This window comes from Vibrio sp. YMD68 (assembly GCF_029958905.1).
Classification (GTDB): domain Bacteria; phylum Pseudomonadota; class Gammaproteobacteria; order Enterobacterales; family Vibrionaceae; genus Vibrio.
In genome coordinates this window covers 2,214,986-2,239,616 of record NZ_CP124614.1, presented here as the reverse complement: position 1 = coordinate 2,239,616, position 24,631 = coordinate 2,214,986, and the positions used below count along the sequence as shown (strand labels likewise).

General features: G+C 44.1%; 21 protein-coding genes. 15 read left to right on the top strand and 6 right to left on the bottom strand.

Annotated features, from left to right (window positions below):
* The first annotated feature begins 326 nt into the window (after window positions 1-326).
* The 5 genes from QF117_RS16065 to phnE (QF117_RS16045) all read left to right on the top strand — a co-directional run bounded on the left by QF117_RS16065 (window position 327) and on the right by phnE (QF117_RS16045) (window position 5,438).
* The gene (locus tag QF117_RS16065) at window positions 327-1,547 is read left to right on the top strand and encodes a glycerophosphodiester phosphodiesterase family protein (RefSeq protein WP_017035257.1); all 1,221 of its coding nucleotides are present in this window, start codon (window positions 327-329) and stop codon (window positions 1,545-1,547) included.
* 370 nt (window positions 1,548-1,917) lie between these two features.
* Window positions 1,918-2,958 carry a phosphate/phosphite/phosphonate ABC transporter substrate-binding protein gene (phnD, locus tag QF117_RS16060; protein WP_282386785.1) on the top strand — a complete coding sequence of 347 codons (1,041 nt, stop codon included), beginning with the start codon at window positions 1,918-1,920 and terminating at the stop codon, window positions 2,956-2,958.
* Window positions 2,959-3,049: 91 nt separating this feature from the next.
* Window positions 3,050-3,820: a phosphonate ABC transporter ATP-binding protein gene (gene phnC, locus QF117_RS16055; protein ID WP_282386783.1), complete on the top strand. Its 771-nt coding sequence runs from the start codon at window positions 3,050-3,052 to the stop codon at window positions 3,818-3,820.
* Complete coding sequence (phnE, locus tag QF117_RS16050; protein WP_282386782.1) at window positions 3,808-4,635, top strand: phosphonate ABC transporter, permease protein PhnE; 828 nt, start codon at window positions 3,808-3,810, stop codon at window positions 4,633-4,635. The genes phnC and phnE (QF117_RS16050) overlap by 13 nt, the downstream gene beginning before the upstream one ends.
* Window positions 4,635-5,438: a phosphonate ABC transporter, permease protein PhnE gene (phnE, locus tag QF117_RS16045; protein ID WP_282386781.1), complete on the top strand. Its 804-nt coding sequence runs from the start codon at window positions 4,635-4,637 to the stop codon at window positions 5,436-5,438. The genes phnE (QF117_RS16050) and phnE (QF117_RS16045) overlap by 1 nt, the downstream gene beginning before the upstream one ends.
* Before the next feature lie 190 nt (window positions 5,439-5,628).
* Here phnE (QF117_RS16045) and QF117_RS16040 read toward each other — a convergent pair whose 3' ends face one another.
* The gene (locus QF117_RS16040; protein WP_282386780.1) at window positions 5,629-6,249 is read right to left on the bottom strand and encodes a DsbA family protein; all 621 of its coding nucleotides are present in this window, start codon (window positions 6,247-6,249) and stop codon (window positions 5,629-5,631) included.
* On the bottom strand, window positions 6,243-7,106 hold the full coding sequence (locus QF117_RS16035) for an MBL fold metallo-hydrolase (RefSeq protein ID WP_282386779.1): 864 nt from the start codon (window positions 7,104-7,106) through the stop codon (window positions 6,243-6,245). Before QF117_RS16035 ends, QF117_RS16040 begins: the two co-directional genes overlap by 7 nt.
* Before the next feature lie 147 nt (window positions 7,107-7,253).
* Between QF117_RS16035 and QF117_RS16030 the strand changes: the two genes are divergently transcribed.
* Window positions 7,254-8,141: a LysR family transcriptional regulator gene (locus QF117_RS16030; RefSeq protein WP_282386778.1), complete on the top strand. Its 888-nt coding sequence runs from the start codon at window positions 7,254-7,256 to the stop codon at window positions 8,139-8,141.
* Window positions 8,142-8,148: 7 nt separating this feature from the next.
* Here the strand turns inward: QF117_RS16030 and QF117_RS16025 are convergent, their stop codons facing one another.
* From QF117_RS16025 to QF117_RS16015, 3 genes are all read right to left on the bottom strand, one after another.
* Window positions 8,149-8,985: an ion transporter gene (locus QF117_RS16025; protein ID WP_282386777.1), complete on the bottom strand. Its 837-nt coding sequence runs from the start codon at window positions 8,983-8,985 to the stop codon at window positions 8,149-8,151.
* A gap of 235 nt (window positions 8,986-9,220) precedes the next feature.
* The gene (locus QF117_RS16020; protein ID WP_282386774.1) at window positions 9,221-10,345 is read right to left on the bottom strand and encodes a M14-type cytosolic carboxypeptidase; all 1,125 of its coding nucleotides are present in this window, start codon (window positions 10,343-10,345) and stop codon (window positions 9,221-9,223) included.
* Window positions 10,346-10,408: 63 nt separating this feature from the next.
* The gene (locus QF117_RS16015) at window positions 10,409-11,263 is read right to left on the bottom strand and encodes a hypothetical protein (RefSeq protein ID WP_282386773.1); all 855 of its coding nucleotides are present in this window, start codon (window positions 11,261-11,263) and stop codon (window positions 10,409-10,411) included.
* A 269-nt stretch (window positions 11,264-11,532) separates the two neighbouring features.
* Here QF117_RS16015 and ectA point away from each other — a divergent pair, with 269 nt between their 5' ends.
* From ectA to QF117_RS15980, 7 genes are all read left to right on the top strand, one after another.
* The gene (gene ectA / locus QF117_RS16010; RefSeq protein ID WP_282386772.1) at window positions 11,533-12,075 is read left to right on the top strand and encodes a diaminobutyrate acetyltransferase; all 543 of its coding nucleotides are present in this window, start codon (window positions 11,533-11,535) and stop codon (window positions 12,073-12,075) included.
* A 26-nt stretch (window positions 12,076-12,101) separates the two neighbouring features.
* On the top strand, window positions 12,102-13,367 hold the full coding sequence (gene ectB / locus QF117_RS16005) for a diaminobutyrate--2-oxoglutarate transaminase (protein WP_282389503.1): 1,266 nt from the start codon (window positions 12,102-12,104) through the stop codon (window positions 13,365-13,367).
* 14 nt (window positions 13,368-13,381) lie between these two features.
* Window positions 13,382-13,768, top strand: coding sequence for an ectoine synthase (locus QF117_RS16000; RefSeq protein WP_282386771.1), 387 nt, complete (start codon window positions 13,382-13,384; stop codon window positions 13,766-13,768).
* Window positions 13,769-13,870: 102 nt separating this feature from the next.
* Window positions 13,871-15,304, top strand: coding sequence for an aspartate kinase (locus QF117_RS15995; protein ID WP_282386769.1), 1,434 nt, complete (start codon window positions 13,871-13,873; stop codon window positions 15,302-15,304).
* 179 nt (window positions 15,305-15,483) lie between these two features.
* Entirely contained in the window at window positions 15,484-16,446 is a 963-nt protein-coding gene (locus tag QF117_RS15990) for a diguanylate cyclase (RefSeq protein ID WP_282386768.1), read from the top strand.
* A gap of 218 nt (window positions 16,447-16,664) precedes the next feature.
* Window positions 16,665-17,429, top strand: a complete 765-nt coding sequence (locus QF117_RS15985) for a class II glutamine amidotransferase (RefSeq protein WP_282386766.1) — start codon at window positions 16,665-16,667, stop codon at window positions 17,427-17,429.
* A gap of 374 nt (window positions 17,430-17,803) precedes the next feature.
* Window positions 17,804-20,611: a methyl-accepting chemotaxis protein gene (locus QF117_RS15980; RefSeq protein WP_282386765.1), complete on the top strand. Its 2,808-nt coding sequence runs from the start codon at window positions 17,804-17,806 to the stop codon at window positions 20,609-20,611.
* Between the two features lie 516 nt (window positions 20,612-21,127).
* Here the strand turns inward: QF117_RS15980 and QF117_RS15975 are convergent.
* Window positions 21,128-22,036, bottom strand: a complete 909-nt coding sequence (locus QF117_RS15975; protein WP_282386764.1) for a LysR substrate-binding domain-containing protein — start codon at window positions 22,034-22,036, stop codon at window positions 21,128-21,130.
* A gap of 370 nt (window positions 22,037-22,406) precedes the next feature.
* Here QF117_RS15975 and QF117_RS15970 point away from each other — a divergent pair, with 370 nt between their 5' ends.
* Complete coding sequence (locus QF117_RS15970) at window positions 22,407-22,946, top strand: CBS domain-containing protein (RefSeq protein ID WP_282386762.1); 540 nt, start codon at window positions 22,407-22,409, stop codon at window positions 22,944-22,946.
* Window positions 22,947-23,086: 140 nt separating this feature from the next.
* Window positions 23,087-24,619, top strand: a complete 1,533-nt coding sequence (locus tag QF117_RS15965; protein ID WP_282386761.1) for a hypothetical protein — start codon at window positions 23,087-23,089, stop codon at window positions 24,617-24,619.
* The last annotated feature ends 12 nt before the right edge of the window (window positions 24,620-24,631 follow it).

Sequence of the window (24,631 nt, the reverse complement as noted above, 5' to 3'; positions counted from 1 at the left end):
AATGGAACGACTTACAATGGAACGACTGGTAACGGAATGATGGTTAACGAAGTGACTTGTATGGCGAAATGGGTTGAGCATTCAATCAGCGATTAACAGGGACAAGAATGACTCATTTAAATACCACATGAACAATGAACATATTCAACTTATTGTAATAAAAGACTTTTAGTATTTGGCACAATGCGTGCAATCCCTACGCAGTGGCTTGAGTCCACATGAGGTCATTTCGGGGTATAGCCAAAGTGTATGCGACGGTTATCCAGCACCGAGTGGCTGAATAAGGAAATGAGAATAATAATTGCTTGTTGCAAGGAGATACAAACATGAAGCAAATACTGAAAGGTTCTATTGCACTGATACTCGGCGTGAGTTCAATAACGGCATGGGCTGCGCAAGAGTCAGCAGACTTAGGTCCTCGTCCACTCTTTTTAGTCAACAATATGGACGAGAGCCCTTTGAAAACGAAGTTGCTGAGTTGCAGTGAAGGGCCTTTTCATCGTAGCGACTTTTCTATTGGGCATCGCGGAGCGGCCATGCAGTTTCCAGAGCACACGAAAGAATCGTACTTAGCGGCGATTCAAATGGGTGCGGGCGTCGTGGAGTGTGATGTAACATTCACAAAAGACAAAGCCTTGGTCTGTCGTCACTCGCAAAGTGATTTGCACACAACGACGGATGTCTTAGCTCATCCAGACCTTGCGAAGAAGTGTTCGACGCCATTTACACCGGCTAACCCAGTGACTGGCGAAGATGCCAAAGCGGAATGTCGCACCTCTGATTTCACTCTCGCTGAGTTTAAGACGCTGAAAGGGAAGATGGATGGTGCAAATCCTAAAGCAACAACGGTTGAAGAGTACATGAATGGAACTCCCGGCTGGAGAACTGACCTTTACAGTCAAAGCGGTACATTAATGACTCATGCAGAAAGTGCGGCGTTATTTAAAGAGTATGGTGTGAAAGTGACGCCTGAGCTTAAATCGGCGGATGTTGAAATGCCTTTCAACGGGTTTACTCAAGAGATGTATGCACAAAAGCTGGTGGATGAACTGAAAGACGCAGGTTTTGAGCCTTCTGATACTTACTTGCAATCATTCAACCTTGACGATGTGAAGTACTGGATCAACGAAAACCCTAAATTCGGTAAACAAGCCGTTTATCTGGATGATCGTGTTTATGAGCAAGCTGACTTTGTTGCCTCTGTAGAGAATATGAAAGAGCTGCACGATGCGGGTGTGAAAATCATCGCACCACCTCTATTTGCTTTGGTCGATCTCGATGAGAACAATGAATTGGTGGCATCTAACTACGCGAAGCTAGCGAAGGGTGCTGATCTGGATATCATTGCATGGACTCTAGAGCGTTCAGGCTCGCTTGCACAAGGTGGTGGTTGGTATTACCAAAGTGTTAAGCAAGGGATTAACAATGATGGCGACATGATGAAAATGCTCGATGTATTGGCACAAGATGTTGGTGTGTTAGGGGTGTTCAGTGATTGGCCAGCAACCGTAACTTACTACGCTAACTGCATGGACAGTGAGGCTTAGGGGATGTATTAGGCCCGTCGCTATTTAGAGGCATTTCAGTTCGTGGCCGAGTAAACAAATTTTTTAGAAAAAGAAAAAGCAGTGAACCAAAGAGCCTTCGGGCTCTTTTTTTGCCTTTGAACTTAAGGAGCTTGAATCTATGTAGCTTGTATTTTTAAGGACTTATTTTTAAGGACTTGTTTTTAAGGACTGGCTTTTAAGGACAATAATGACCCAAATGAAGGTCATTTAATTGGACAGCAATGACACAAAGTTTCTTTGATATTCTTTGTCATTAGTTAAATTGTTGAAAATAAAGGAATAAAAATATGGCACAAACTCTGCAATAACGATGGTGACTTTCAACAATAAGTAAAAATAAGGTTTAAATATGAAAATCAGTGTTAAAGGACTGTTAATCGCTAGCTCATTACTACTTCCTTCATTGGCTATGGCAAGCGACTGCTCTAGCCGTGGTGTGTTAGACGATCGATACTGTGACGAAAACCAAGATCTTGTGGCTGATTCACCTAAGAATCCAGATGAGTGGAACGATCCAAGTACGCTGGTGTTTACTTACACGCCAGTTGAAGACCCTGCATTGTACAAAGACGCGTTTGCAGATTTCCAAGCTCACCTAAGTAAGATTACTGGCAAGCGAGTGATTTATTACACTGTTCACTCTAATTCTGCACAAGTAGAAGCAATGCGTTCTGGTCGTCTTCACGTTGCGGGTTTCTCGACAGGTCCAACGGGTTATGCTGTGAACCTAGCGGGTTACGTACCTATTGCAGTGAAAGGTGACGAGTCGGGTTTCCAAGGCTATAACCTCATCACTATTGTACGCAAAGACAGTGGCATCGATACGATGGCTGATCTCAAAGGTAAAAAGGTTGCACACACATCTGCCTCTTCCAACTCTGGCAACCTTGCACCACGCGCGCTCTTTCCTGCTGAAGGGCTAGTACCCGATGAAGACTACAAAGTGCTTTACTCTGGTAAACACGACCAATCAATTTTGGGTGTCTTCAATGGAGACTATGATGCAGCACCAGTGGCATCTGATGTGTACGATCGTATGGTAACCGCAGGTCGTGTCGACGACTCTGAACTGAAGATCATCTACCGCAGCCCACGATTCCCTACCTCGGCATTTGGTTACGCTCATAACCTAAAACCAGAATTGGTAGACAAAATTAACGAAGCTTTCTTTAGCTACCGTTTCACACCTGAAATGAGAGCATCATTCAAAGGTGCGGATCGCTTCTCACCGATTTCTTACCAAGAAGAATGGGGTGTGATTCGCGATATCGCTCATGCAACGGGTACGGCTTATACCAAAGCAGGATTGAAAAAGCTGGCTGAAAAAGATGCGGCTAAACGTGCCAAGAAAAAAGCGGCAGAGTTAGCAAAACAAGCAAATAGCCAGTAGTTCTCGTCTCGACCTAATCCAACACTCTAAAAATCTATGCCCTAACCGGTAGGGCATAGTTCATCTTAATATTTGTACAAGGAAATGCAGTATGGCCGAAGTAAGCTGTGACGGAATAAAGATCAACAATCTTTATCATGAATATGTGGCAGGAAAGCCAATCCTTAAAGGCATCAACATTGATGTTAAAGAACCAGGAATTATTGCGATTATTGGGCCTTCAGGAACGGGGAAAAGTACGCTTTTACGTTGTATCAATCGCCTTAATGATCCTAGCCAAGGTGAAATCATATTTGATGGTACGGATCTCACGCAACTTAAAGGACAAGCGCTTCGCAAGGAGCGTCGTCATATCGGAATGGTGTTCCAGGAGTACAACTTAGTAGAGCGCCTAACGGTACTTGAAAACGTGTTAAGCGGGCGCTTAGGCTACATGACGGCATGGAATGCATGGCGTCGTAATTACTCGGGAAAAGACCTCGAAAAAGCCTTTGAATTGCTTGAATTTGTTGGCTTACAAGACTTTGCTAACCAACGTGCCGACAGCTTGTCGGGCGGTCAGAGACAACGTGTTGGTATCGCGCGTGCCGTCATGCAAGACCCTTATATTCTGTTGGCCGATGAACCGACATCGTCACTTGATCCTAAAACTGCGGTTGAGATTATGGAGCTAATGGAGACGTTCGCAGAGAAGAAAAACATTCCAGTGTTGGTGAACATCCATGATGTGAATTTGGCAAAACGTTACGCAAAGCGCATCATCGGTATGTGTAATGGCAAGGTTCATTACGATGGTAGCCCTGAGGGTATTTCAGAAGACGATCTGAAGATCATTTACGGGGGCGAGTCATGGCTGAATTAACCCCAAGTCCTTTGACAAGCGGGCCTTCCTCAAACGGCACTTCTATTGATCGTAAAAATCCGTTCAAGGTGTCTTGGCTTAATCGTGCCATTATCGCGGCGGTTGTAGGCTACCTATTTTATAGCGTATCGATGCTTGGTTTAACCGTTGACCGTTTGATCATAGGTTTTGGTGAAAGTGAACGACTTTTATCGCGTATGTTTCCACCTGATTTCTCTCGTTCGAGTTTATTACTGAGCGGTCTCGCTGAAAGTCTGCAAATCGCTATTATTTCGAGCTTCTTTGGGATCCTCATTTCACTGTTTTTGGGGTTACTCGCGGCTCGAAATATGATGCCTTCTCTCGTTTCAACGCCTGTGCGTGGCTTTATTGCTTTATGCCGTTCTTTCCATCCGGTGATCATCGCAATCTTGTTTGTTAAAGCGGTGGGTTTTGGTGCTTTAGCGGGCATTCTTACCTTAGTGTTTGCGTCGATTGGCTTTATTGCCAAGCTGTTTGCGGAGTCCATTGAAGAGATTTCGTTTAAGCCAGTAGAGGCGATTAGAGCGACGGGTGCGAGCTTCGCCAGTGTCATTTTGTATGCGGTTATGCCTCAAGTATTTTCACGCTTTATTGGCTTTGCAAGTTACCAGTTAGATTCCAATTTACGTAACTCAACGATGGTCGGTATTGTCGGAGCCGGAGGGTTGGGAGGGACGCTGTTCTCTGCTTTCCAACGTTTTGACTACGATTTTGTGGCCGCTATTTTGATCACTATCATCGCATTGATTTTAGTCGGTGAGTTTCTTTCTAATATTGTTAGGAGAGTGTTTTAATGACAACCGCCTCTATCGATAAAGAGTGGCAACGCTTCACGCCAAATGAGCGTATTGCCCGATTTGCTATTTACTTAAGCTTAGTCTGTGCGATTGTGTGGTCGTGGCAGACCGTGGAAGTGATTCCTGAGTTCTTGTATGACGCGCCTGCGCAGTTTGCTGACATGTTTCAGAGAATGGTTCCATTGGACTATGCTTTTTATCCTGAATCGATTCACGCTGCGATGATTGAGACGCTCAATATTGCCACATTGGGGACGCTGTTTACCCTGATATTTGCGATTCCTTTGGCATTACTTAATGCGCCAAACATTACACAAAATAAAGTGCTAAATTGGGTCGCTCAGTTTTTCCTTGTGGCTTCCCGTTCGGTCAATTCACTGGTTTGGGCTTTGTTGTTTATCGCATTGTTTGGCCCTGGTGTTCTTGCTGGTGTGATGGCGATTGCCATTCGTAGTATAGGGTTTGTAGGGAAGCTGTTAGGGGAAGCACTTGCCGAAGTCAATATGGGCCCAATTGAAGCGCTCCGTGCTACTGGCGCCTCGTGGATGAGTGTCATATTGAAAGGGTATTGGCCTCAAGTTATGCCTGCTTTTTACTCTATTGTGTTGTTCCGTTGGGACATCAATGTCCGAGAGTCTGCCGTATTAGGGTTGGTTGGCGCTGGTGGTATTGGTGTGGTGCTTAATGACGCACAAAACTTGTTTGAATGGCAGAAAGTATCGATGGTGCTGGTGAGTATTTTTGTGGTGGTCATTATTGCAGAAGCCGTGGTCATACACATTCGAAACAAATTGATCTAGTTTTTGTTTCCTAAACACCACCCCCAGAAAAAACGGCTAGAGGTCAGTGACCTGATTAGCCGTTTTTGCTTTTTCAGATAAGTATTTGGTTTAGAAGCATTATGCCTAGGATAACTAGGCGTCATACTTTTCGTCGCGTCTAAAACGATTTTATCGCGAATAAAATTTATCCGCGAAAGATCAACACGCCCTAGGCTAAGTCTTCCAAGAACGCTTGCCATTTCTGACCTTGACCGTAATATTTTGAATGCGGCAACCGAGTAAACTGGTCATTTTCTTCGAGAAACAGTGTCGGGTAACCTTGTACCTGTAAGCGAGCCATCAGCTGGTGAGTGTTTTCGACTGCGTTTACTTCCCAATTTCCCCCTGCGAGCATTCTTTCAGACCATAATTTTCGGTCTAGCCCTAATTGGGTGGCTATCTCCTCTAATGTCGCTCGCTTATTGACCTGTTTTCCATCGACATAATGCGCTTTTTGTATCGCTTTTAGCATTAGAAACGGGTCCATTCCCAAAGATTCAGCGACAAGAATCGCTCGAATGGAAAGGTAAGAATCCAAAACAAACTCATTAGGGCTGGTTACGCGTTCCCGATAAGGTTGCCCAAATTTTGCGCCTGTTTGCTCACTGATTGATAGGTCACTTTTCAAAATATGCTTACGGAAATTAGGTTCAATTGCGCGGTTGGGCACCATTCCACCTGGGTGTAATTTCAACATGAACTTCTGACTTTTGGTGATTGTTTCAATGAGAGTGGTTGCGCCATAACACCAACCGCACATTGGGTCATAAAAGTAATGAATGGTTACCATGTCATCTCTCCCATGTGAACTTTAGCGCCAATCATTAAATTCATAGATTCAGCATCACCATATTGTTGAGATAACGCTTCTATTAACTGTTCACTGTTTTCACTGGTCGCTTTTGCTTGGCTGAAGTCTTTAAGGTACTGCTGAGAATAACGGATTGTTTCTGCGTTTAAAGCTGTACCCGATTTCATATGTCCAGGGATAACTAACTCAGGCTGAAGTTCTTGCATCTCTTTAAGCTGCTCACTCCATGCTCGCTGGCTTTGTTCCGTTTGCGAATCTGCGGTCCAAAGGTGCAGATTGCCATATACCGCTACGTTGCCCAGTAGCGCTTTACTCGAAGGTACCCACAAATAGGGGCGATGAGCTAGCACTCCGTTTGTCCCCATGATTTCTATTTTGTGTCCTTCTAAAGTAAGGAAATTCTCGGTTATAGCATGAGGGACATAAGGCTCTACAGGTGCATTACTCCCCATACGTGGTGACCATACTTTCAGCTTTGTAGGCAATTTTTTCTCAATCACTGTTTTTACGGCAGGGGTCGTAATAATTTGTGCGTCTGGAAATAGCGAGTGAAGAGTTTCAGCGCCAAAGTAGTAATCTGGGTCGGCTTGGCTAATAAAAATTGTTTTTAGCTCTTTGCCTGTGTCCAACACTTTAGCGGCAATACGAAGCGCATCTGCCTTAGTAAATCCCGTGTCGATCAGCATGACTTCGTTTTCTCCTTCAATCAGTGTTGAATTGACGTGGAAGCTGTTTCCATCAGCGTTATAAACATCAAATGTGAGGGGTGTTTGTTCGGTAGCAAAAGCACCGCCAGTAAGTAGGATAGAAGCGGCTAAGAAAGTGATCTTTTTCATTATGATTTCCATTGATTGGTGTGTTGGAATAAAAGCGTTTTTGGAACAAATGGTTTATTGGTTTCAACGGACGTCATCATAAAACATTGACTTGATCTGAAAAACACACCAAATTGAACAGTATTGTTTCTTAATTCGATCAAATAAATGGACAGACTCACTGCAGCAAAAGTGTTTGTAGATGTCGCTCAATCGGGCAGTTTTACCGCGACGGCCGAAAGGCTTGATATGTCTCGTCCAATGGTCACTCGCTATATTGAAGCGATGGAAAAGTGGTTGAATAGCCGCTTATTGCATCGGACTACCCGTAAAGTAACACTGACAAGTGCCGGAGAGCGTTGCCTCAATGAGGTTGAGGCCTGGCTGGAGCAGGCGGAGAGTTTGAGTGTATTGAGTGATACTACTGAAGAGTTATCTGGCATGGTTCGGATCGCCACAAGTACGTCATTTGGGTTTTCTCAGCTTGTGCCTGCGCTTCAGCATTTTATGTCTATGCACCCTAAAGTGCATATCGATATAGATTTACAAGACTCGGTCGCGGATCTCGCTGAAAGGCAAATCGATCTCGCTATTCGGATGGCTTCTAATCCTGATCCTTCTTTAATTGGGAAACCTATTGCCGTTTGTGAGTCGGTGTTGGTTGCGTCGCCGACTTATTTAGCAAGTAGAGAGGAAATATTAAAGCCGAAAGACCTCATGGGGCATCAGTGTCTGGGGCATAGAAACTTTCAACGGCACATATGGCATTTAAGCAACGGTGAGCAGCAAGAGTCAGTGGATGTGGCGTGCAAGCTGACCGCCAATGAAGCGAATACTTTACTTCATGCTTGCTTGATAGGAGGTGGGATTGCTGTCCAGCCTACCTATCTCGCGAACAAATATATTCAAGATGGCACATTACTTCCGGTTCTTTCTGAATGGAAACCAGCCGATCTCACTATTTATGCGCTCTACTCTTCGAGAAAACATCTGTCTCCCACCGTTAGAGCGCTTATTGATTATTTTCAGGCTCACTTTAGAGATAACCCCTGGTAGAGTGTCGTCAATGCCTTTGTTTTAGCAATGCCTTGATCTCAGAAAGCTCTTTTTGCAATGATTCGACTTGCTGGTGTGTCGCGAATATTTGTCTTGGTTCATGGTCCGGAGTCAGCAAGGGCATATCCGAGTCTTTGTCTTGCTCGGCTATAGCATGCTCAGCGGTCATGGTTTCGATCACCACACCGATCATCATATTGAGAAAGACAAAGGCAGTCAGAAAAATAAAAGTGAGATAGTAAAACCAGCTCATCGAGTAGACAGCCATGGTTTCATACATGACGTCTGTCCAGTCTTCAAACGTGGCGACACGGAATAACGTCAACATTGAAATTGAAACGTCTCCCCATAACACCTCGTTGATGTCAGAAAAAACTAAGCTGCCAATCACCGCGTAGATGTAGAAGATGATGAACATCAACACGGCGATATAGCCCATCTTTGGAATCGCTTTAAATAGGGCATTTATTAGAATCTTGAGCTGAGGTATCGCTGACACCAGTCGAAGCACGCGAAATACACGCAATAGTCGCGCAATGAGAATACCTTGCCCAGCGGTCGGTATCAGGCTACCAATAACAATAATGGCGTCGAACCAGTTCCACCCACTTTTAAAAAAATCCCATTTATTTTTGTAAGAGAAGAAGTTGATGACAAGCTCAACGAGAAAAAATAGCAAGATGAACTTATCCAGCCAGTAAATCGCCACGTTGAAACTTTCAGGAAGCTCAAACGTATTGGCACCGATGGTGAGCGCAGCAAGGATGATGACCAGAACAGTAATGGCTTGGAAGTATTTGTTGTTATTAATGGCGGTCAAACGCACGTGCAATGAAGAAAACATTGAGACAAACCCTTTTACTAAGACGAAACCGAGAGTGATAAATCTGTTCGAGAAAAACATTCTAACGTTGGAATATTACATGGCTAGCGGGCCCTGTAAATAGGCAGTGAACCACATAAAAGTAAGCAAATAAAAACGCCCAGAGTCAGGGACACTAGGCGTCTTGGTTAGAGTGAACCTCGATGAACGTGAAGGAAACACTCTGTAATTTTTAGTTAATGCTGAATGAAAAAGTTTACAGCTCGCCAACGGTAGCCGATACAGCCGCGAGCATGTCTTGGCCAAATTTAATACTACGTTCAGGAGACCAACCGTAAAGCTCATCAGCATGACTGATGTGATCTTTGAACGGCATTTCTACGGTGTAAGACAAGCAGTTAAACTGCTCTCCAACCCAGTTAGAGCCGACGGTTAAGTTTGCTTTGCCCGGTTCATCTTTGTCGTACCCAATGTCATCTTGGAACTCAGGTGTAATGGTTAACAGAGCTTGCTTGAAGTGGTTCTCTAAATGGGCAATACGTGAATCGTAAGAAGGGATACCTTCACTGCCTGCAACAAAGTTGTATGGGATGGCCTCATCACCATGGATATCTAAGAACATATCCACCCCTGTTTCAAGCATGCGTTCTCGAACCAGGTACACTTCAGGGCTGCGCTCCATTGATGGTGTTTGCCATTCACGGTTGAGATTCACGCCAATGCCATTGGTGCGAAGGTGTCCGCGAATGCTGCCGTCTGGATTCATGTTTGGAACCACACGAATCACTACTTTGTCGAGCAGTGAACGACCAACGGTGTCTGTTTCATCGAGTAAACGAAGCAATAAGCCTTCGATAAGCCATTCGGCCATGGTTTCGCCCGGGTGTTGACGACCAATAACCCAAATATTTTTCTTTTCAGGGCTGGGGTCGCCGATCGTTAGTAGGCTGATGTCATTATTGTCTAGTGTGTGTCCAAGTGTTTCTAGCTTACATGCAGGGTGCGTTTGGGTGCTGTGTAACAGGTCTTGGTGGCGGTCGTACGAGTAGGGTGCAAAATACGCAAAGTACATGGACTCATGTTCAGGAATGATATTGAACGCCAATGCATTACCGTCAAAGGTGGCCGGAATACGGAACCATTCTTCGCGATCATAAGAAGCGACCACATCGTAATCAACCCAACCCTCTGGGTACGCCGATGTTGCCAGCCCGCTGATGGTAAAGTGGTGCGCCTGCTGTGCATCACTTTCTAAACGGAAGTGAAACCATTGTGAAATATCTGTCTGGTTATCGGCAGGAATTGTGAGTTGAATGTTTTGTGGAGATTCTGCTGAAACGACGTGAATGTTGCCGCTTTCGAAGTTACTGAAAATTTTCATTGTAGTTGTTATCTCGTGGTTGAGTTGCCGTAAGATTATCACACTTTTTTTCGAGCATACGAATTACCCTTCGTGCGTTCCAGCGGTGATTAGAGCTTCAAACCTAGGGTTCCCGTGCAACCCTTCCAAATCGGGTTCGGTATTGATGAGATCTCTGATGGACGGGCTAGCTTCAATAGCCAGTTCTAAGTCTTCGATGGCTTGATCTTCAATACCTAATCTCGAGTAAGCGCACGCTCTTTGGTATAAGGCTGGGCCGTTGGTGATGTCTAAATCCAGAACTCGGTTACACAAACTTAATGCCCAGTGGTATTCCTTTATCTCCATTGCTGCATCGGCTTTGTAGGTGAGCGCTTCTAAATCGCCGGGGCGCAGTGTAAGAATTTCATCATAAACGTCTATTCGCTGTTCTGGTGTTGGCATACTTTGCGCTCTTAGCCACAGGTTGTGTATTTCGCTAATTCTTTCAATTTCTTTGTTATTTTCACTGATGATCCGTGTTTTCCGCTTTAAATCACGTTCAAGAGCGCTGAATTTCTTTTCATATTCACTGGCTATTGAGTCCAGTCGCTGATCAGCCATTTCTTTTGTGCTGCTCTTAAACTCGCGCAGTGATTGCCACCCGACTAATGCAATAAGAGACGCGACACCCGCAATGATATAGAAAAAATAAGTTACCGTTATGTTTGCGTAATTCAGTGATTTATCGGCGACGGCAAGTTCACGATCGGTGATTTGGACGATCATTCTCTTTTCCAAACTCTGTTGGTCTTGGCGTAGCGTTTTAAGCTCGTCGAGGATGTAACGCTCCATCAAGGGTCTGTCCAGTAACTCGGAATCAGAATAGGCCTTTTGTTGAGCGAAGCTGGTGAAGGGGAATAAGCAGGCGACCATAAAAACGATGATCAAGATTTTCATATTTGTACTCCAAATTATTCTTATTATTTTTTGGGTCTAAAACTATTTGATCTAAAGCTAACTGTAGATGCGAAGCGGGAAGAGTTTTAGTTTTCTCGATCGTAACATTTCAAAATTGGTTAGACATCTAATTAATATGGCAGGGGAATTAAGTGTGATCTGTGTCACGCTTATCTAGATCTCTTTTGATTTTAAAGGGGTGGGGTGTCAGATAATAAAAAGGAAATTAATTAGAGTTCAAAGTAAATTTAGAGGTTGAAATGAGATCTATGAACATGTTCGAGACGTTTTTTATGATCGAAAATGAAAATGACGCTCAATCGAGAAACTGGTCTTTTCGAGCCCCTGTCGCTAAGGATGGCCTTGCTGTAAATAAGTTAATCGAGTCTGCAGAACCCCTCGATGACAACTCGGCTTACTGTAACTTTCTTCAAGCAACGCACTTCAGAGAGACATCGTTGGCCGTTTGCTATCGTGGCGAATTGGCTGGGTTTATATCGGCTTATTTAAAACCTAACGATGCAAACACTCTGTTTATTTGGCAGGTCGTTGTCGATAAGGGTTTTAGGGGGCAAGGAATAGCAAAAAAAATGCTCAACAAGCTGCTGGAACGTCAAAACTTGAGAAGGTTAAAGGCGATAGAAACAACCATTACCAAAAATAACAAAGCGTCTTGGGCATTGTTTAACGGAGTAGAAAAAGAGCATGGAGAAAAAAGCGTGGTGTCTGTGTTTCTTGATCAAGATATGCACTTTGATGGTCAGCATGATACCGAGTATTTATACCGAATTTCTCTTAAGAAAAATCAATAAAAAAGGAAATAAAAAGACAAATTATGATGGATATTTTTAAAAAACAAGAATCAAACGTTCGATCATATTCAAACCATTTTCCTGTTGTTTTCAACAAAGCAAAAGGATGTTGGTTAGAAACAGAATCTGGCGATAAATACTTAGATTTTCTCGCTGGCGCAGGTTCTTTAAATTATGGACACAACAACCCAGTGTTTAAGCTTGAACTGCTTGAGTACATTGAAAAGGATGGCATAACACACGGTTTAGATATGCACTCTAACGCGAAAGCTGACTTTTTAGATGCATTGCAAACTCACATCCTCGAGCCTCGTAATCTCACGTACAAAGTCCAGTTTACGGGCCCGACGGGGACTAACGCGGTTGAAGCGGCCTTAAAGTTGGCGCGTAACGTAACAGGGCGAAGCAATGTAGTGGCATTCACTAACGGCTTTCACGGTTGTACGAGTGGTGCATTGGCGGCAACCGGTAATCAGCATCACCGTAATGGATCTGGTGCTCCATTGTCTGATGTAACACGACTTCCATTTGAAGGGTATGCGGGAGTTGATGGGCTTAAGTTATTTGAAGTGATGTTAGAAGATAACTCTTCTGGTTTGGATAAACCTGCGGCGGTTTTAGTGGAGACCGTTCAAGGTGAGGGAGGATTAAATGCTGCTTCAGATCAGTGGCTACGTCAACTTGCACAGATATGTAAAGACAACCAAGTCTTGCTCATTGTTGACGATATTCAAGCAGGATGTGGTCGGACGGGTTCATTTTTTAGCTTTGAATCGGCTGGAATCAAGCCTGACATCGTGACTTTATCGAAATCAATCTCCGGTTATGGATTGCCTATGGCCATTGTACTGCTCAAGCCGGAGTTAGATATCTGGAAGCCAGGCGAACATAACGGCACCTTCAGAGGTAACAACCATGCTTTTGTCACGGCAACGAAAGCGATAGAAACATATTGGATAGATGAACAGTTTTCTACTCACATTAAACAATGCGCGATCTTGGTTTCAAACACGATTGAGAAAGTGCTGGCTCGTTACCCGAATCAATTTGTCCGTAAAAAAGGCAAAGGCATGATGCAGGGTATCGAAACCAAATCTGGCGAATTGGCTTCGGAAATCGGTCAGTCCTGTTTTGATAAAGGACTGGTTATTGAGACCGCTGGCCCTCGGGATGAAGTGATTAAGTTCTTTAGTCCACTAACGATCACCCAAGAAGAGCTGGAATATGGCTTGAATCTATTTGAATCCGCTGTCGATGCGGTGATTTCTGATCAGTACCAACGCGCATCATAAATAAGGAGAAAGACATGATAGTTAGAACACTCGACCAATGCCGAGACAGCGAGCGTCGCGTTAGCAGTGATACCTGGGAAAGCGTCCGAATGTTACTCAAAGACGACAATATGGGTTTTTCTTTTCATATTACGACCATTTATGAAGGGACTGAAACTCATATCCACTACAAAAATCATCTTGAATCGGTGTATTGCTTAAGCGGTGAAGGTGAAATCGAGGTGGTTGGTGGGCAAACCTACCCCATTAAACCAGGAACCTTGTACATATTAGATCAACACGATGAACATTATTTAAGAGCCTACGATAAGAAAGAGATGGTAATGGCATGTGTATTTAATCCACCCATTACAGGGCAGGAAACACATGACAAGGACGGGGTTTACCCATTGATTGACTGATCGCTACCACGATACGTGAACTCAAGTGGTTCAGCCCACAATCTCACTCAACCCATTATCTCATTCAACCCATAATCTAATTCAAAAAAAAATAGGCTTACTATGACTTATACCGTAGAAAAAATAGGCGGTACATCGATGTCCGATTTCGACACCGTATTGGACAACATTCTTCTTCGCCCCACTTACAATCGCCACATGTATGACAGAGCATTTGTAGTGTCTGCATACGGTGGTTTTACCGATGCATTACTGGAATGCAAGAGAACTCAGCATCCAGGCGTGTATCAACTGATCGCCAACTCGGATGACCGATGGAGAGAGGAGTTGGAGACGGTTGAGCGTCGAATGCTTCTGACCAACGAACATATGTTTGCAGACCCGATGGAAAGAATCCCTGCTGATAATTTCATTCGCTCAAGAATTGCGGAGGCAAAGTCTTGCATTAGCAATCTTCTCGACGTTTGTCAGTATGGGCAGTTCGACCTCGCTCAATACTTACCTCAAATTCGTGAGTTCTTAGCTTCGATTGGTGAAGTTCACAGTGCGTACAATACGGCTACGAAGCTCAAAGGCATGGGAATTAATGCAAAATTTGTTGATTTGTCGATGTGGGATGCTCAAGAGATGCCCGAAACGCTCGATGACTGTATCCAGACAGCATTTGAATCGATAGATGTCAGTCATGAACTTCCGATTGTCACCGGGTATGCCGCATCACAAGAAGGCGTTATGTCGAACTACGATCGCGGTTACAGTGAAATGACATTCAGTCGATTGGCTTGTGTCACCAAAGCTGATTTAGCGATCATTCACAAAGAGTATCACCTGAGTACCGCTGATCCTCGATTGGTCGGCGCACATAAGGTTCAACCCATTGGGGAGACAAACTTTGATGTCGCAGATCAGTTATCGAGCCTTGGCATGGAAGCCATTCACCCTAATGCGGCCGAGGGGTTGCGTAAAAGTGGTATACGGCTGCAAATTAAGAACACGTTTGAGCCTGAACATAAAGGAACAATGATTTCTGAAGCGTTCCAATCAGAAGACGATAGCGTTGAGATCGTCGCAGGCAAAGATAAGGTGCACGCGGTGCATTTGTTCGACCAAGACAAGGCGTGTCAGTTGGATTCGGTAAGCCTAGAGGTGATGAAGATCATCGCGGACACAGAGGTGGGGTTAATCAGTAAAGAGATGGACGCAAACTCGTTAACTTATTACTTAAACGGAAATACAGACAGCATTAATCAAGTACAAAAAAGAGTGAAATTATCGTACCCTGAAGCCCAAATCAAAGGCCAAACCGTCGCTGTGGTATCCGCGATAGGATCGAGTTTAAATACTCACGAGACATTAGCGATAGGGACACAAGCGCTGATCAACGAAGGTATCGCTCCTATAGCCTTGCATGCCCCTATACGTAATGTCAGTGTCCAGTATATTGTCGAAGAAGCCCAGTATAAACAAGCGTTGAGTATAGTTCACGATGCACTATGTAACATCAACCGAACCAGTAAGGCTTTGAGTGCAGCATAATTGATAAGCGGTGATTTAGGCATCAGAGCTGCGGTTAAAACCAGTATTTGGCGAGAATCAGGTAAACCATCAATTAAAGTATCACTATCTAAGGCTCATCATAGAAATAGTGTCACCATTTTTGTATATTCACTCTAAAGCCTGGTTTGGTTTGTGGATACATTTGGTTTGTGGATAAAATGGAAGAGCATTTAAATAAAGTGGTACGCCTTGAAAAGGAGAACGAAGCGCTCAAGCGTGATAATGCTCGTCTTCAAGAAAAGTTGAATGCTGCTCTCGATAGCAATGGGCTTTGTTTGTGGGAGCAGCATATTCCCTCGGGCACTTTAACCATTTTCAACATGCAATGGGGCAAAATGCTCGGCTATCAACCTCACGAACTGACCGCAACGGTAGACACATGGAAAAGTAATCTACACCCTGATGATTATGACCTTGCCGTTGGTGCGTTTGATGATCATATAAAGGGAAAAACTGACCTTTATGAAGTGGTTCACCGTATGATTCATAAAGACGGAAGTGATAGCTGGGTCTACGATAGGGGCCGTATTGTCGAGTATGACTCTAATGGCGACCCACTTCGCATGATGGGGACACACATCGATCTGACGAAAGAGAAGCGTTATGAACAGGAGTTGGCTAAATTGGCCTCCACCGATCCGCTGACGGGGCTTTTGAATCGAAGTGCTATCGTTGAGCACTTTTATCGTCGGGAGACCCCCGATCTTGCTCTAGAATCAGCCATGTTATTTTTTGATATTGATAACTTTAAAGCGGTTAACGATGCTTTCGGCCATCATGCTGGTGATACGTTACTCACTAATATCGCAAAAGAATTAAATGAACTGGCCCCTAACGACGCTCAAGTCGGACGAATAGGGGGTGATGAGTTCGTTATATTGTGCTCTTACGCCTCCCGCAACAAGTTGACAGCACTGTGTGACCAACTGTTGTCATCTTTTATCCCTACGCTCAATCAGACCCTAGCTAACGTAAACATTGGAATGAGTATTGGCATTTGTTTCTTTCAGAAAGGGAAGCATCGCTTTGATGGTGTTTACCAAGCCGCCGATCAAGCCATGTACCAAATAAAGAAAAATGGCAAGAATGCGGTAATGACCGTCGATCTTGATAGTGAATGACGCAAGCAGATAAGTGCGTTGGATTTTCTCTTCTCAATACCTGTTTCATTCTTAGCGTATTCACTCGTTATATACACACTCGCTACCCTATGCACTATCACGTTACTCCATAGTCGATGAGAAAGTGACGATGGATGCGCCATGTCGACACGTTTTTATTGTGGTTCTTAGCCGTTTCAATTAGTTTTATAACGTCTGCTTTTAATTAGGATCACAGAATGTGCCGATGGTTAGCCTATCAAGGCGTTCCCAGATATATCGATGAGTTGGTTTATGAACCTGTTCATTCGCTGATCAATCAATCTATGGACGCTCAAAAAGCCGTTACTCGAGTCAATGCCGATGGGTTTGGTATTGGGTGGTATAACGAAAGGCGTTCTCCCGGTCAGTTTCATGAAGTCTTGCCAGCTTGGAGTGATGAAAATTTACGTTCACTTGCTCATCATATTCGTTCTCATCGTTTTATGGCGCATATCCGTTCTTCGACGGGAGCACAAGTCTCGCGGGCCAATTGCCATCCCTTCATTATTGATAATTGGATGTTTATGCACAACGGTCAGATCGGAGACTTTAACAGTGTGAAATTTGAATTAGAGCGCCAGCTAGATAAAGAGTGGTATCTCAAGAAAAAAGGGTCGACTGACAGTGAGTTGATATTTCTTCTTGCATTGGCCAATGGCCTTGAAACTGACCCAATTTCGGCACTTCAGAAAACAATGCAACTGATTTCTAACACGCTTAAAGAGCACCGCATCTCTGAGCCTTTCAAAGCGTCTATTTGCGTGTCCGACGGTCACGCCTTTTGGGTCATTCGTTACAGTTCCGACAATAAGCCGCCGACTGTGTTTATTTCTCAATCAACAGACGCCATCATTTTAGCGTCAGAACCGCTCGATAAGGAGCGTTTGTGGAAAAGCATCCCACCACAAACCATTACCTTCATTGACAAACAGTCAGTAGAAACCTACCCAATTGTCACCTAGAACTAGGTCATTCATTGCTTAATGGATATTAGAGGGGGAAGCTCTACGACTGCATAAAGTTCTTCCGCTGCATCAAGTAAGCTTATAACCCATGAATGTGAATAATTATCCATCATGGGTTCTGTTACTGTCTCATCGTAAATTAATCTTTACAATCTCTTTCATTTCAATGTGTTACAAATGCTTTCTGGTGCTTGATAAGCGGTAGGTATTATAGTCCTCTGACCACTTGTTTTTAGGTGGTATCCCTTCTAGAACTGATATTTTCATTTGCAGGCTGATTCAATACCAAACGGTGAGCGCAATGCCAAGCATATAAGTCAGCGGCGGTCGGTACCACTTTCCTTAATACTAAAAAATGAATAAGGACAGTTATGAGTCAGTGGTTAGGTCGTATTAAGCTCTCGCGCTTAATAATAGGGGCCCTAGTGTTTATCGGTGTTGTACCTGCGTTGTTGTTAGGATTGAACGCGGTCTTGTTGAGCCAAGCAGCATTATCCGAACGTTCATACAACCAACTCGATACGGTGAGAAGCATCAAGTCTGCACAAATCAGTGCATTTTTTGCCGAGAGAGAAGGGGACATGGATGTACTTGTGGATGTTGCCACAACGCTCAAGCTCGAAGGCTTTCGTAAACTAGAAGCGCTCAATCAAGGTCAAGCCCAACAAGTCGAGGAATACATTACTCAGCTGAAATTAGGGTTACGTCTCTTCGCAGATTCGTACACAACGAAAATGGTGATGTCGGAATTTGACCGAGCTTTTCAAACGCAAGGTGGAAAAGTGAGTGGTCGCCAATGGTCAGGTATCGCAGATAACTATGGTGAAGAAATCGACCGATTTCAGCAGAAATTTGGTTGGTATGACGCCTTTTTAATTAATACCGATGGAAACATTGTCTATACATCCACGCGTGAAAATGACCTAGGAAAAAACATACAGTCGGAGAATATCGTTGGCTCCGGTTTAGAGAAAGCATTCCGTCGCGCGCAGCAATCAAATCAGCACGATCAAGTGCATTTCGGCGATTTTACTCTCTATCATTATTCCAATAATTCGCCTGCGGGTTTTTTTGTCACCCCAATTACTGATCAACAGCACACCGTGATTGGCTATGCTGCTCTTCAGTTTCCGATTGATAAAGTGAATGCGATTACCGGACAGATTCAGGGGATGGGACAAACGGGTGAAACGTATCTCATTGGCCCCGATGCATTGATGCGCTCAGATTCGCGCCTTGATCCTGAACGATATTCTGTTGCTGCCTCGTTTAAGAACAATACCAAAGTAAAAACAGAAGCAGCCCAGGGAGTCTTCAATAATGAGGCCGGCTCCCGCATTATCACTGATTACAATGGAAATTTGGTTTTATCGGTTTGGCAATCCATTACTCTTGATGAGTCACATCAGTGGGGAATTATTTCAGAGCAAGACGTGACAGAAGCTTTTGTGCCAAAAGACAATAACGGGGTAGAGTTCTACAGCAAATACATTGAAAGCTATGGTTACTATGATCTGTTTTTGATCGATCCGAATGGTGAAGCATTTTATACCGTAACTAAAGAAGCGGATTATCAAACCAACCTTGTTCATGGTGTCTACGCGTCAAGCAACTTAGGTCAATTGGTTCGAGATGTGATTGAAAGTAAGCAATATGGGCTGGTTGATTTTGCCCCTTATGCCCCATCAGATGGAGAACCTGCGTCATTTATCGCCAAGCCTATTTTAAATGAACGCCAAGAAGTCGTGATGGTGGTGGCGTTACAATTGTCGCTGGACGCGATTAACTCCGTGATGCAACTGCGTGAGGGAATGGGTAACAGCGGTGAGTCTTACTTAGTGGGTTCCGATTATTTGATGCGTTCCGATTCGTATTTGAACCCAACGGAGCGTTCAGTCACGGCCTCTTTTTCTGGTAATGTCGAGACAAACGGAGTCAAGACTGAAGCGACTATCGAGGCGTTAAAAGGAAACAGTGGTGCCAATCTCATCACCGATTACAATGGAAACCAAGTCCTATCTTCTTACGCGCCTCTTGATATTGGTGGTATTCGCTGGGCGTTGGTGGCAGAGCTGGATCAAAGCGAAGCATTTGCGTCAGTCTATCAAATTCGTAGCAGTATTATTTACTTGATGATCGCGACGTTACTGATCACCATAGCACTCGCTGTTTATCTTGCTAAAATCATCAAGAAACCGCTCGGCGGGGAACCGCGAGATATGATGCTACTTGCTCAAAAAGTAGCGAATGGGGATTTAACCCACCAATTTGACCATTCAGCACCCGCAGACAGTTTATATGGGTCACTAAGAGAAATGTCTGGCAATTTAAAGCAATTGATTGCTCACCTTCTAGAGGCAAGTCAAGGTTTGGCGTCAACGGCTGAAGAAACCTCGGTCGCCAGTGCCCAAACTACCCATGCGGTTACTACTCAGCATCGTGAAACCGAATCGGTGGCATCGGCTATTGAGCAAATGACGGTGTCTATTCAGGAAGTTGCTCGAAGCACTCATGATGTCGCAGAAACATCAAAATACGCACACGATAAAAGTACGACGGGTCAACAAACGTTAGATCAAGGCAATATGGCATTAAACAGCTTAGTGAAAGACGTATCTGCCACTAATGAAGACATGAAAACATTGCAACTTAAATGCAATGAAATCGGTCATGTGCTGGTGGTGATACAAGAAATTGCTGGTCAAACGAATCTTCTGGCATTGAATGCCGCTATAGAAGCAGCTCGAGCGGGAGCGGCGGGAAGAGGCTTTGCGGTTGTTGCTGACGAGGTAAGAACCTTGGCGCAAAGAACCCAAGCATCGGCTTCTGAAATACAGACGATGATATCGTCGGTTCAAGAAGCCGCGGATTCCGCAAGTATCAATATGAGTCGGTGTGAAAACCAAGTAATGGTGACCGCTGATCTCTCTGAACAAACTAAACAGAACTTTGTCGATATTCTCTCATCGATTAATCAGATCAATGAACAAATGGAACAGGTGTCTACGGCGGCAGAAGAGCAAGCAAAAGTCACAGATACGGTGAGTGACAGTATTACAACCATTAGTGAAATGTCTCTTCAGACTTCGGCGAGTGCTGAGCAGTTAGCTGGGGCGAGTCATGAAGTAGCGCAATCGGCTGAGGAACTGAATGCACAAACTTTGCAATTTAAGGTGTAAACGACCAAAATTTGCAAATTACCAACTTAAACTTGCCAGATTGAGAGTGACTTTAATAAAGAAAAGATCGATGTAAATCGCTCTTTTCTTGTGTTGATGTTGGAACATAGTACCGGGCTAAATCAGGTTGATGATTCATTTATCGATGAGACGAAATCTTGTGGGCATTAGAGCTGGGGTTTTACAGCGATGAGTGTGTAATTGGCTGACTGACTGACTGACTGACTGACTGACTGACTGACTGGTTGATTGATAGAGCGTATCAATTTTATTTATGCACTCTAATGAATACCTCTGGTGCAGCCGAAGTGGAGGGACCCATCAAATATCATGATGGTTATCATTAGAGGCAGTGTTCAAGGGAGCCGCAGGTCTGAGTTGATATCAAATCCAACGTTAGCCAATTAGTTAACGTTGGATTTGATCTCTGTGTGCAAATATCTTTCCCACATTTCAGTATCTTGTTCAGATTTAAGTATCTTGCACATTAAGGTAACGGCTAAACGGTGAGGCGAGTTATCGCTCTACCGTTTTGCTGTTTTTGATCATTCTATGCCCTTCTCGTTTAAGGCATTCGAGAAGAGGGTGGTCGCCCACATCGGCACGCCAAATAAATGAAATAGCACGATCCATTTTGAGCTCGGGTACGTTGAGAGCGGCTAATTCACCGCGTTCAATGCTTGGCGCAACGTCTAAGTAGGGTAAGCACGAAAGATACTGACCATTGGCAACCATGGTTCGGATAACGGGAACATAAGAGTGTTCACGCCACACATCTAAATCGGGTATTAAAGGGACCATCGCGCTTTCGAATATTTCACGTGTGCCGGCCCCGCCTTCTCTTAGAACCCACTTAGCTTGTTCAAGTTGTGAAAGGCTGACACGTTTGTTTTTAGCATAAGGATGGTGGGCAGAGCTCACTACCACTAAGTGATCTCGGCACCATTCTTCTTGGTGGGTGCGATTATCATCGCAACGGCCTTCGATAATACCAATATCGTATTGGTAGTTCAGTACCCCTTGAATCACGCGGTGCGTACTTCTGACTTCTAATCCAACACGAATCTCGGGAAAGTCATTATCAATTTTACTGATAAGCTCTGGTACCAGGTGTTCGGCAGGGGTTTGGCTTGCGCCAATGTTAATACTGCCACTAAAAAGATGCTGGTCAAAAAAGCCTAATTCAATTTGCTCGGCATCTTGCAAGAGTCGTTTCGCTTTGGGGCGAAGCCAGTTTCCCCAATGGCTCAGGCGCATATCTTTACCTTGACGCACAAACAAATCTCGCCCTAACAACTTTTCGAGTTGGCTTAAAGACATGCTGGCCGCTGACTGAGTAATAGAAAGCCTTTCTGCTGCTTGGCTTACACTGCCTAGCTCTGCCACTGCATCAAACACTGCTAATTGTTTTAACGAATACCGCACTCTCGCTCCTTCAACCTGCCCAACAGCAGGAAAACATCACTCAGGGAGTGATAAAAATCAACTAATCAAATTTTTGAATCCAAGTTAGCTATTGTATCAATTTTTCTTAGATCCGTATCGTCCTATTCTACGAATTTCGTAATCTTATATTTCAAGTACTTAATAGAGCGAATCAAATTATTTGAAGGACTTTCTTTTTCTTCTTTCAAATCGCTACAAGTGCTTTGGTATCAATAAAATTGATTATAATCATAATATAAATGAATTTTACTTATTATCGTTCACTGAGTAATATCCTTCTCATCAGCTCACTTGAGCAAATAATGTCAACGGCTAACTAACAACGTCTTGGTTTAATTAGGAGAATATTATGAATGCTTTACTTACTGTAAGAGACATTTTCAATGCACAAGCGCCTAGCTTGAGTGCAGACACCTCACTATCTTCGGCTATCGATCTACTGTCTAAAAATAGGATTAATGGGGCACCCGTCTGTGACCCAAACGGTGGGCTACTTGGATTCTTGTCTGCGCACGATGTCATGGTCGAAATGTGGTGCCAAGATTACATTCCTGAAAATGACGTTAAAGTTGCGGATTTAATGAAAACCGATCTTGTCACGATTGATATTGATGAACGCCTAACACATGTTTTGGAGTACTTGGCCCTAGATAAAGAACAGCTATATCCATCAAGCGCTATGGGGTATGCCACTCAATTGACTACGTTGTCAGTCGAAGAACGCGCTAAGTCGATCAAAGTCAACAAGCCTCAGATTCTGCCCGTGCTTGAAAATGGAAAATACGTTGGTGTGGTTTCTCGTCAGGAAGTTCTTAAAGCACTGCGTTCTCTTTTCAACGATGCAGTCAGCCCAGTTTCTGATGATGTTGTTACTGCCATCGTCGCGTAATACGTCATCGATTATAGATCACCGTTTACAAACCAAAGTTTACTCACTTTGTGCCACTGACAATTGAAGGGATGAGTGGCAAGGGTTCGCACATTTGGCACAAGTGAGTCGTTTTACTTTTATTCTATATTGGAGTTCTAATGGAACATATTTCCGTTCTATCTGCTGTTAACCACTATTTCCTTGCACTGGTTGCATTGACAATAATGGTGCTTGTTTCTCGCACCATTGTTGCTGGTACAAAGTATTCATCTCTATTGGTTATTGTTGTATTTGGTTTGGGCCTGGGCGCATTGCTTGTTAAAAGTGGTATGGCTGCCCCTGGTCTAGGCGAGTTTCCTGTTGTCGTTCTTATGAGCCAAACCACAGTTATCGCACTGATTGCTTCATTTTTTGTCGGTGGCCAAGAGATCAAACGTCTGCTTTCAAAGCAAGATTTTAACGTTGACGATAGCTACTTTGTTGCGTCTACAAAGGAAGTGATTGTTGGAACGACCAGTACTCAATTAACCTTTATTGTGCGCGCGTTTTTATTACTGATTGGCATTCAAACGGCCGATGTACTTATTTCTGGCCGTGCAGAGAATTTCCCTCTGGGTGAATCGTTTTTGATCCTGTCGTACATCAGTTTGGCTGTGGCATTTATCTTTATTGATAACAGAGCGAAAACCGCGAACAGACAGCAATATCTTCGTAAAGGTTTGGTTGAAATGGTGGCACTCATTGTGGTGCTTAATGCTTCACTGTGGCTTTCAACGATGGCCGCTCAATTTATTGGCCTTCCTCAGATTTTCTTTGCGATGATCGTTTCTTCTGGTTTAGGCATGATGATGCCGAATTGGAAATTGGGTCCAACAATGAATGCTCTGCTGTTTGCGGGTATTCCTCTGGTGCTTGCGGGGAGTTTCCTTGTCGGTGGTTCGCATATGATTGAAGCGTTTGCGATTCCAGGCCTAAGCAATGTGATTATTTATGGTTTTTCAGGTCAGATTTTCTGGATGTTTGGTGGCCTTGCTCTGCTTATCTTCTTAGGAAAAGCGAACCATTTACGTAACCTAGCGCCGGGTATGGCGGGTGGGTTATCTCACTCTGGCCTAACCGGTGCATGTACTGCGGGTGATTTTGGTCGTACAGCGTCATCTCGTGCGCCAATCATGATTAACATTCCATTTGCGGGTCACATCTTTGTCTTTACCATTTTGGCGGCAAGTGCAGAGCGTAATGCGCTGATGGTTGAATGGACGATTCCACTGATTATTGCGGGTGCGGCATTTGTTGCTCTTTCTCTGAAGAACTTACGCAACTCAAATGGCTGTGAAGCTACCGAAGTGAAAGGCTTAATGCAGTTCTCTTTGGGTTGGCAGATCGTAGCGGTATTTGGCAGCTTCACTGTGCTCAGTCTTGCGGGTATGTCACTTGAACACGCATCGATGTCAGCAGCGTCAGGTTTGTCTCACTTCGGTTTATTTGCGGCGGTTCAGGAGGGCATGTTTGGCGCAACAGCAGCGAGCTTGATTACCTTTACTTTCGCAATGACCTTCCTAGTACACCCATTAGTCTTCGGTATGTTTGGTAAAGCCGCTGAAAACGGCGGTGTTATGGCGAATAAAGCGGTATTAGTATTGGCCAGTTTGGGCTTCATCGGTGTGGCATATTCAGCGCTAACCATTTAGTTTCAAGTGAAC

Coding starts and splice junctions, on each gene's coding strand:
- QF117_RS16015 (WP_282386773.1), bottom strand. CDS start 11,263: ATGAAAATCTTGATCATCGTTTTTATGGTCGCCTGCTTATTCCCCTTC.
- QF117_RS16035 (WP_282386779.1), bottom strand. CDS start 7,106: ATGAAAAAGATCACTTTCTTAGCCGCTTCTATCCTACTTACTGGCGGT.
- phnE (WP_282386781.1), top strand. CDS start 4,635: ATGACAACCGCCTCTATCGATAAAGAGTGGCAACGCTTCACGCCAAAT.
- QF117_RS15985 (WP_282386766.1), top strand. CDS start 16,665: ATGTGCCGATGGTTAGCCTATCAAGGCGTTCCCAGATATATCGATGAG.
- ectA (WP_282386772.1), top strand. CDS start 11,533: ATGAACATGTTCGAGACGTTTTTTATGATCGAAAATGAAAATGACGCT.
- QF117_RS15965 (WP_282386761.1), top strand. CDS start 23,087: ATGGAACATATTTCCGTTCTATCTGCTGTTAACCACTATTTCCTTGCA.
- QF117_RS16025 (WP_282386777.1), bottom strand. CDS start 8,985: ATGTTTTCTTCATTGCACGTGCGTTTGACCGCCATTAATAACAACAAA.
- QF117_RS15995 (WP_282386769.1), top strand. CDS start 13,871: ATGACTTATACCGTAGAAAAAATAGGCGGTACATCGATGTCCGATTTC.
- QF117_RS16020 (WP_282386774.1), bottom strand. CDS start 10,345: ATGAAAATTTTCAGTAACTTCGAAAGCGGCAACATTCACGTCGTTTCA.
- ectB (WP_282389503.1), top strand. CDS start 12,102: ATGGATATTTTTAAAAAACAAGAATCAAACGTTCGATCATATTCAAAC.
- QF117_RS15970 (WP_282386762.1), top strand. CDS start 22,407: ATGAATGCTTTACTTACTGTAAGAGACATTTTCAATGCACAAGCGCCT.
- QF117_RS15980 (WP_282386765.1), top strand. CDS start 17,804: ATGAGTCAGTGGTTAGGTCGTATTAAGCTCTCGCGCTTAATAATAGGG.
- phnE (WP_282386782.1), top strand. CDS start 3,808: ATGGCTGAATTAACCCCAAGTCCTTTGACAAGCGGGCCTTCCTCAAAC.
- QF117_RS16030 (WP_282386778.1), top strand. CDS start 7,254: ATGGACAGACTCACTGCAGCAAAAGTGTTTGTAGATGTCGCTCAATCG.
- QF117_RS16000 (WP_282386771.1), top strand. CDS start 13,382: ATGATAGTTAGAACACTCGACCAATGCCGAGACAGCGAGCGTCGCGTT.
- QF117_RS16065 (WP_017035257.1), top strand. CDS start 327: ATGAAGCAAATACTGAAAGGTTCTATTGCACTGATACTCGGCGTGAGT.
- QF117_RS16040 (WP_282386780.1), bottom strand. CDS start 6,249: ATGGTAACCATTCATTACTTTTATGACCCAATGTGCGGTTGGTGTTAT.
- phnD (WP_282386785.1), top strand. CDS start 1,918: ATGAAAATCAGTGTTAAAGGACTGTTAATCGCTAGCTCATTACTACTT.
- phnC (WP_282386783.1), top strand. CDS start 3,050: ATGGCCGAAGTAAGCTGTGACGGAATAAAGATCAACAATCTTTATCAT.
- QF117_RS15990 (WP_282386768.1), top strand. CDS start 15,484: ATGGAAGAGCATTTAAATAAAGTGGTACGCCTTGAAAAGGAGAACGAA.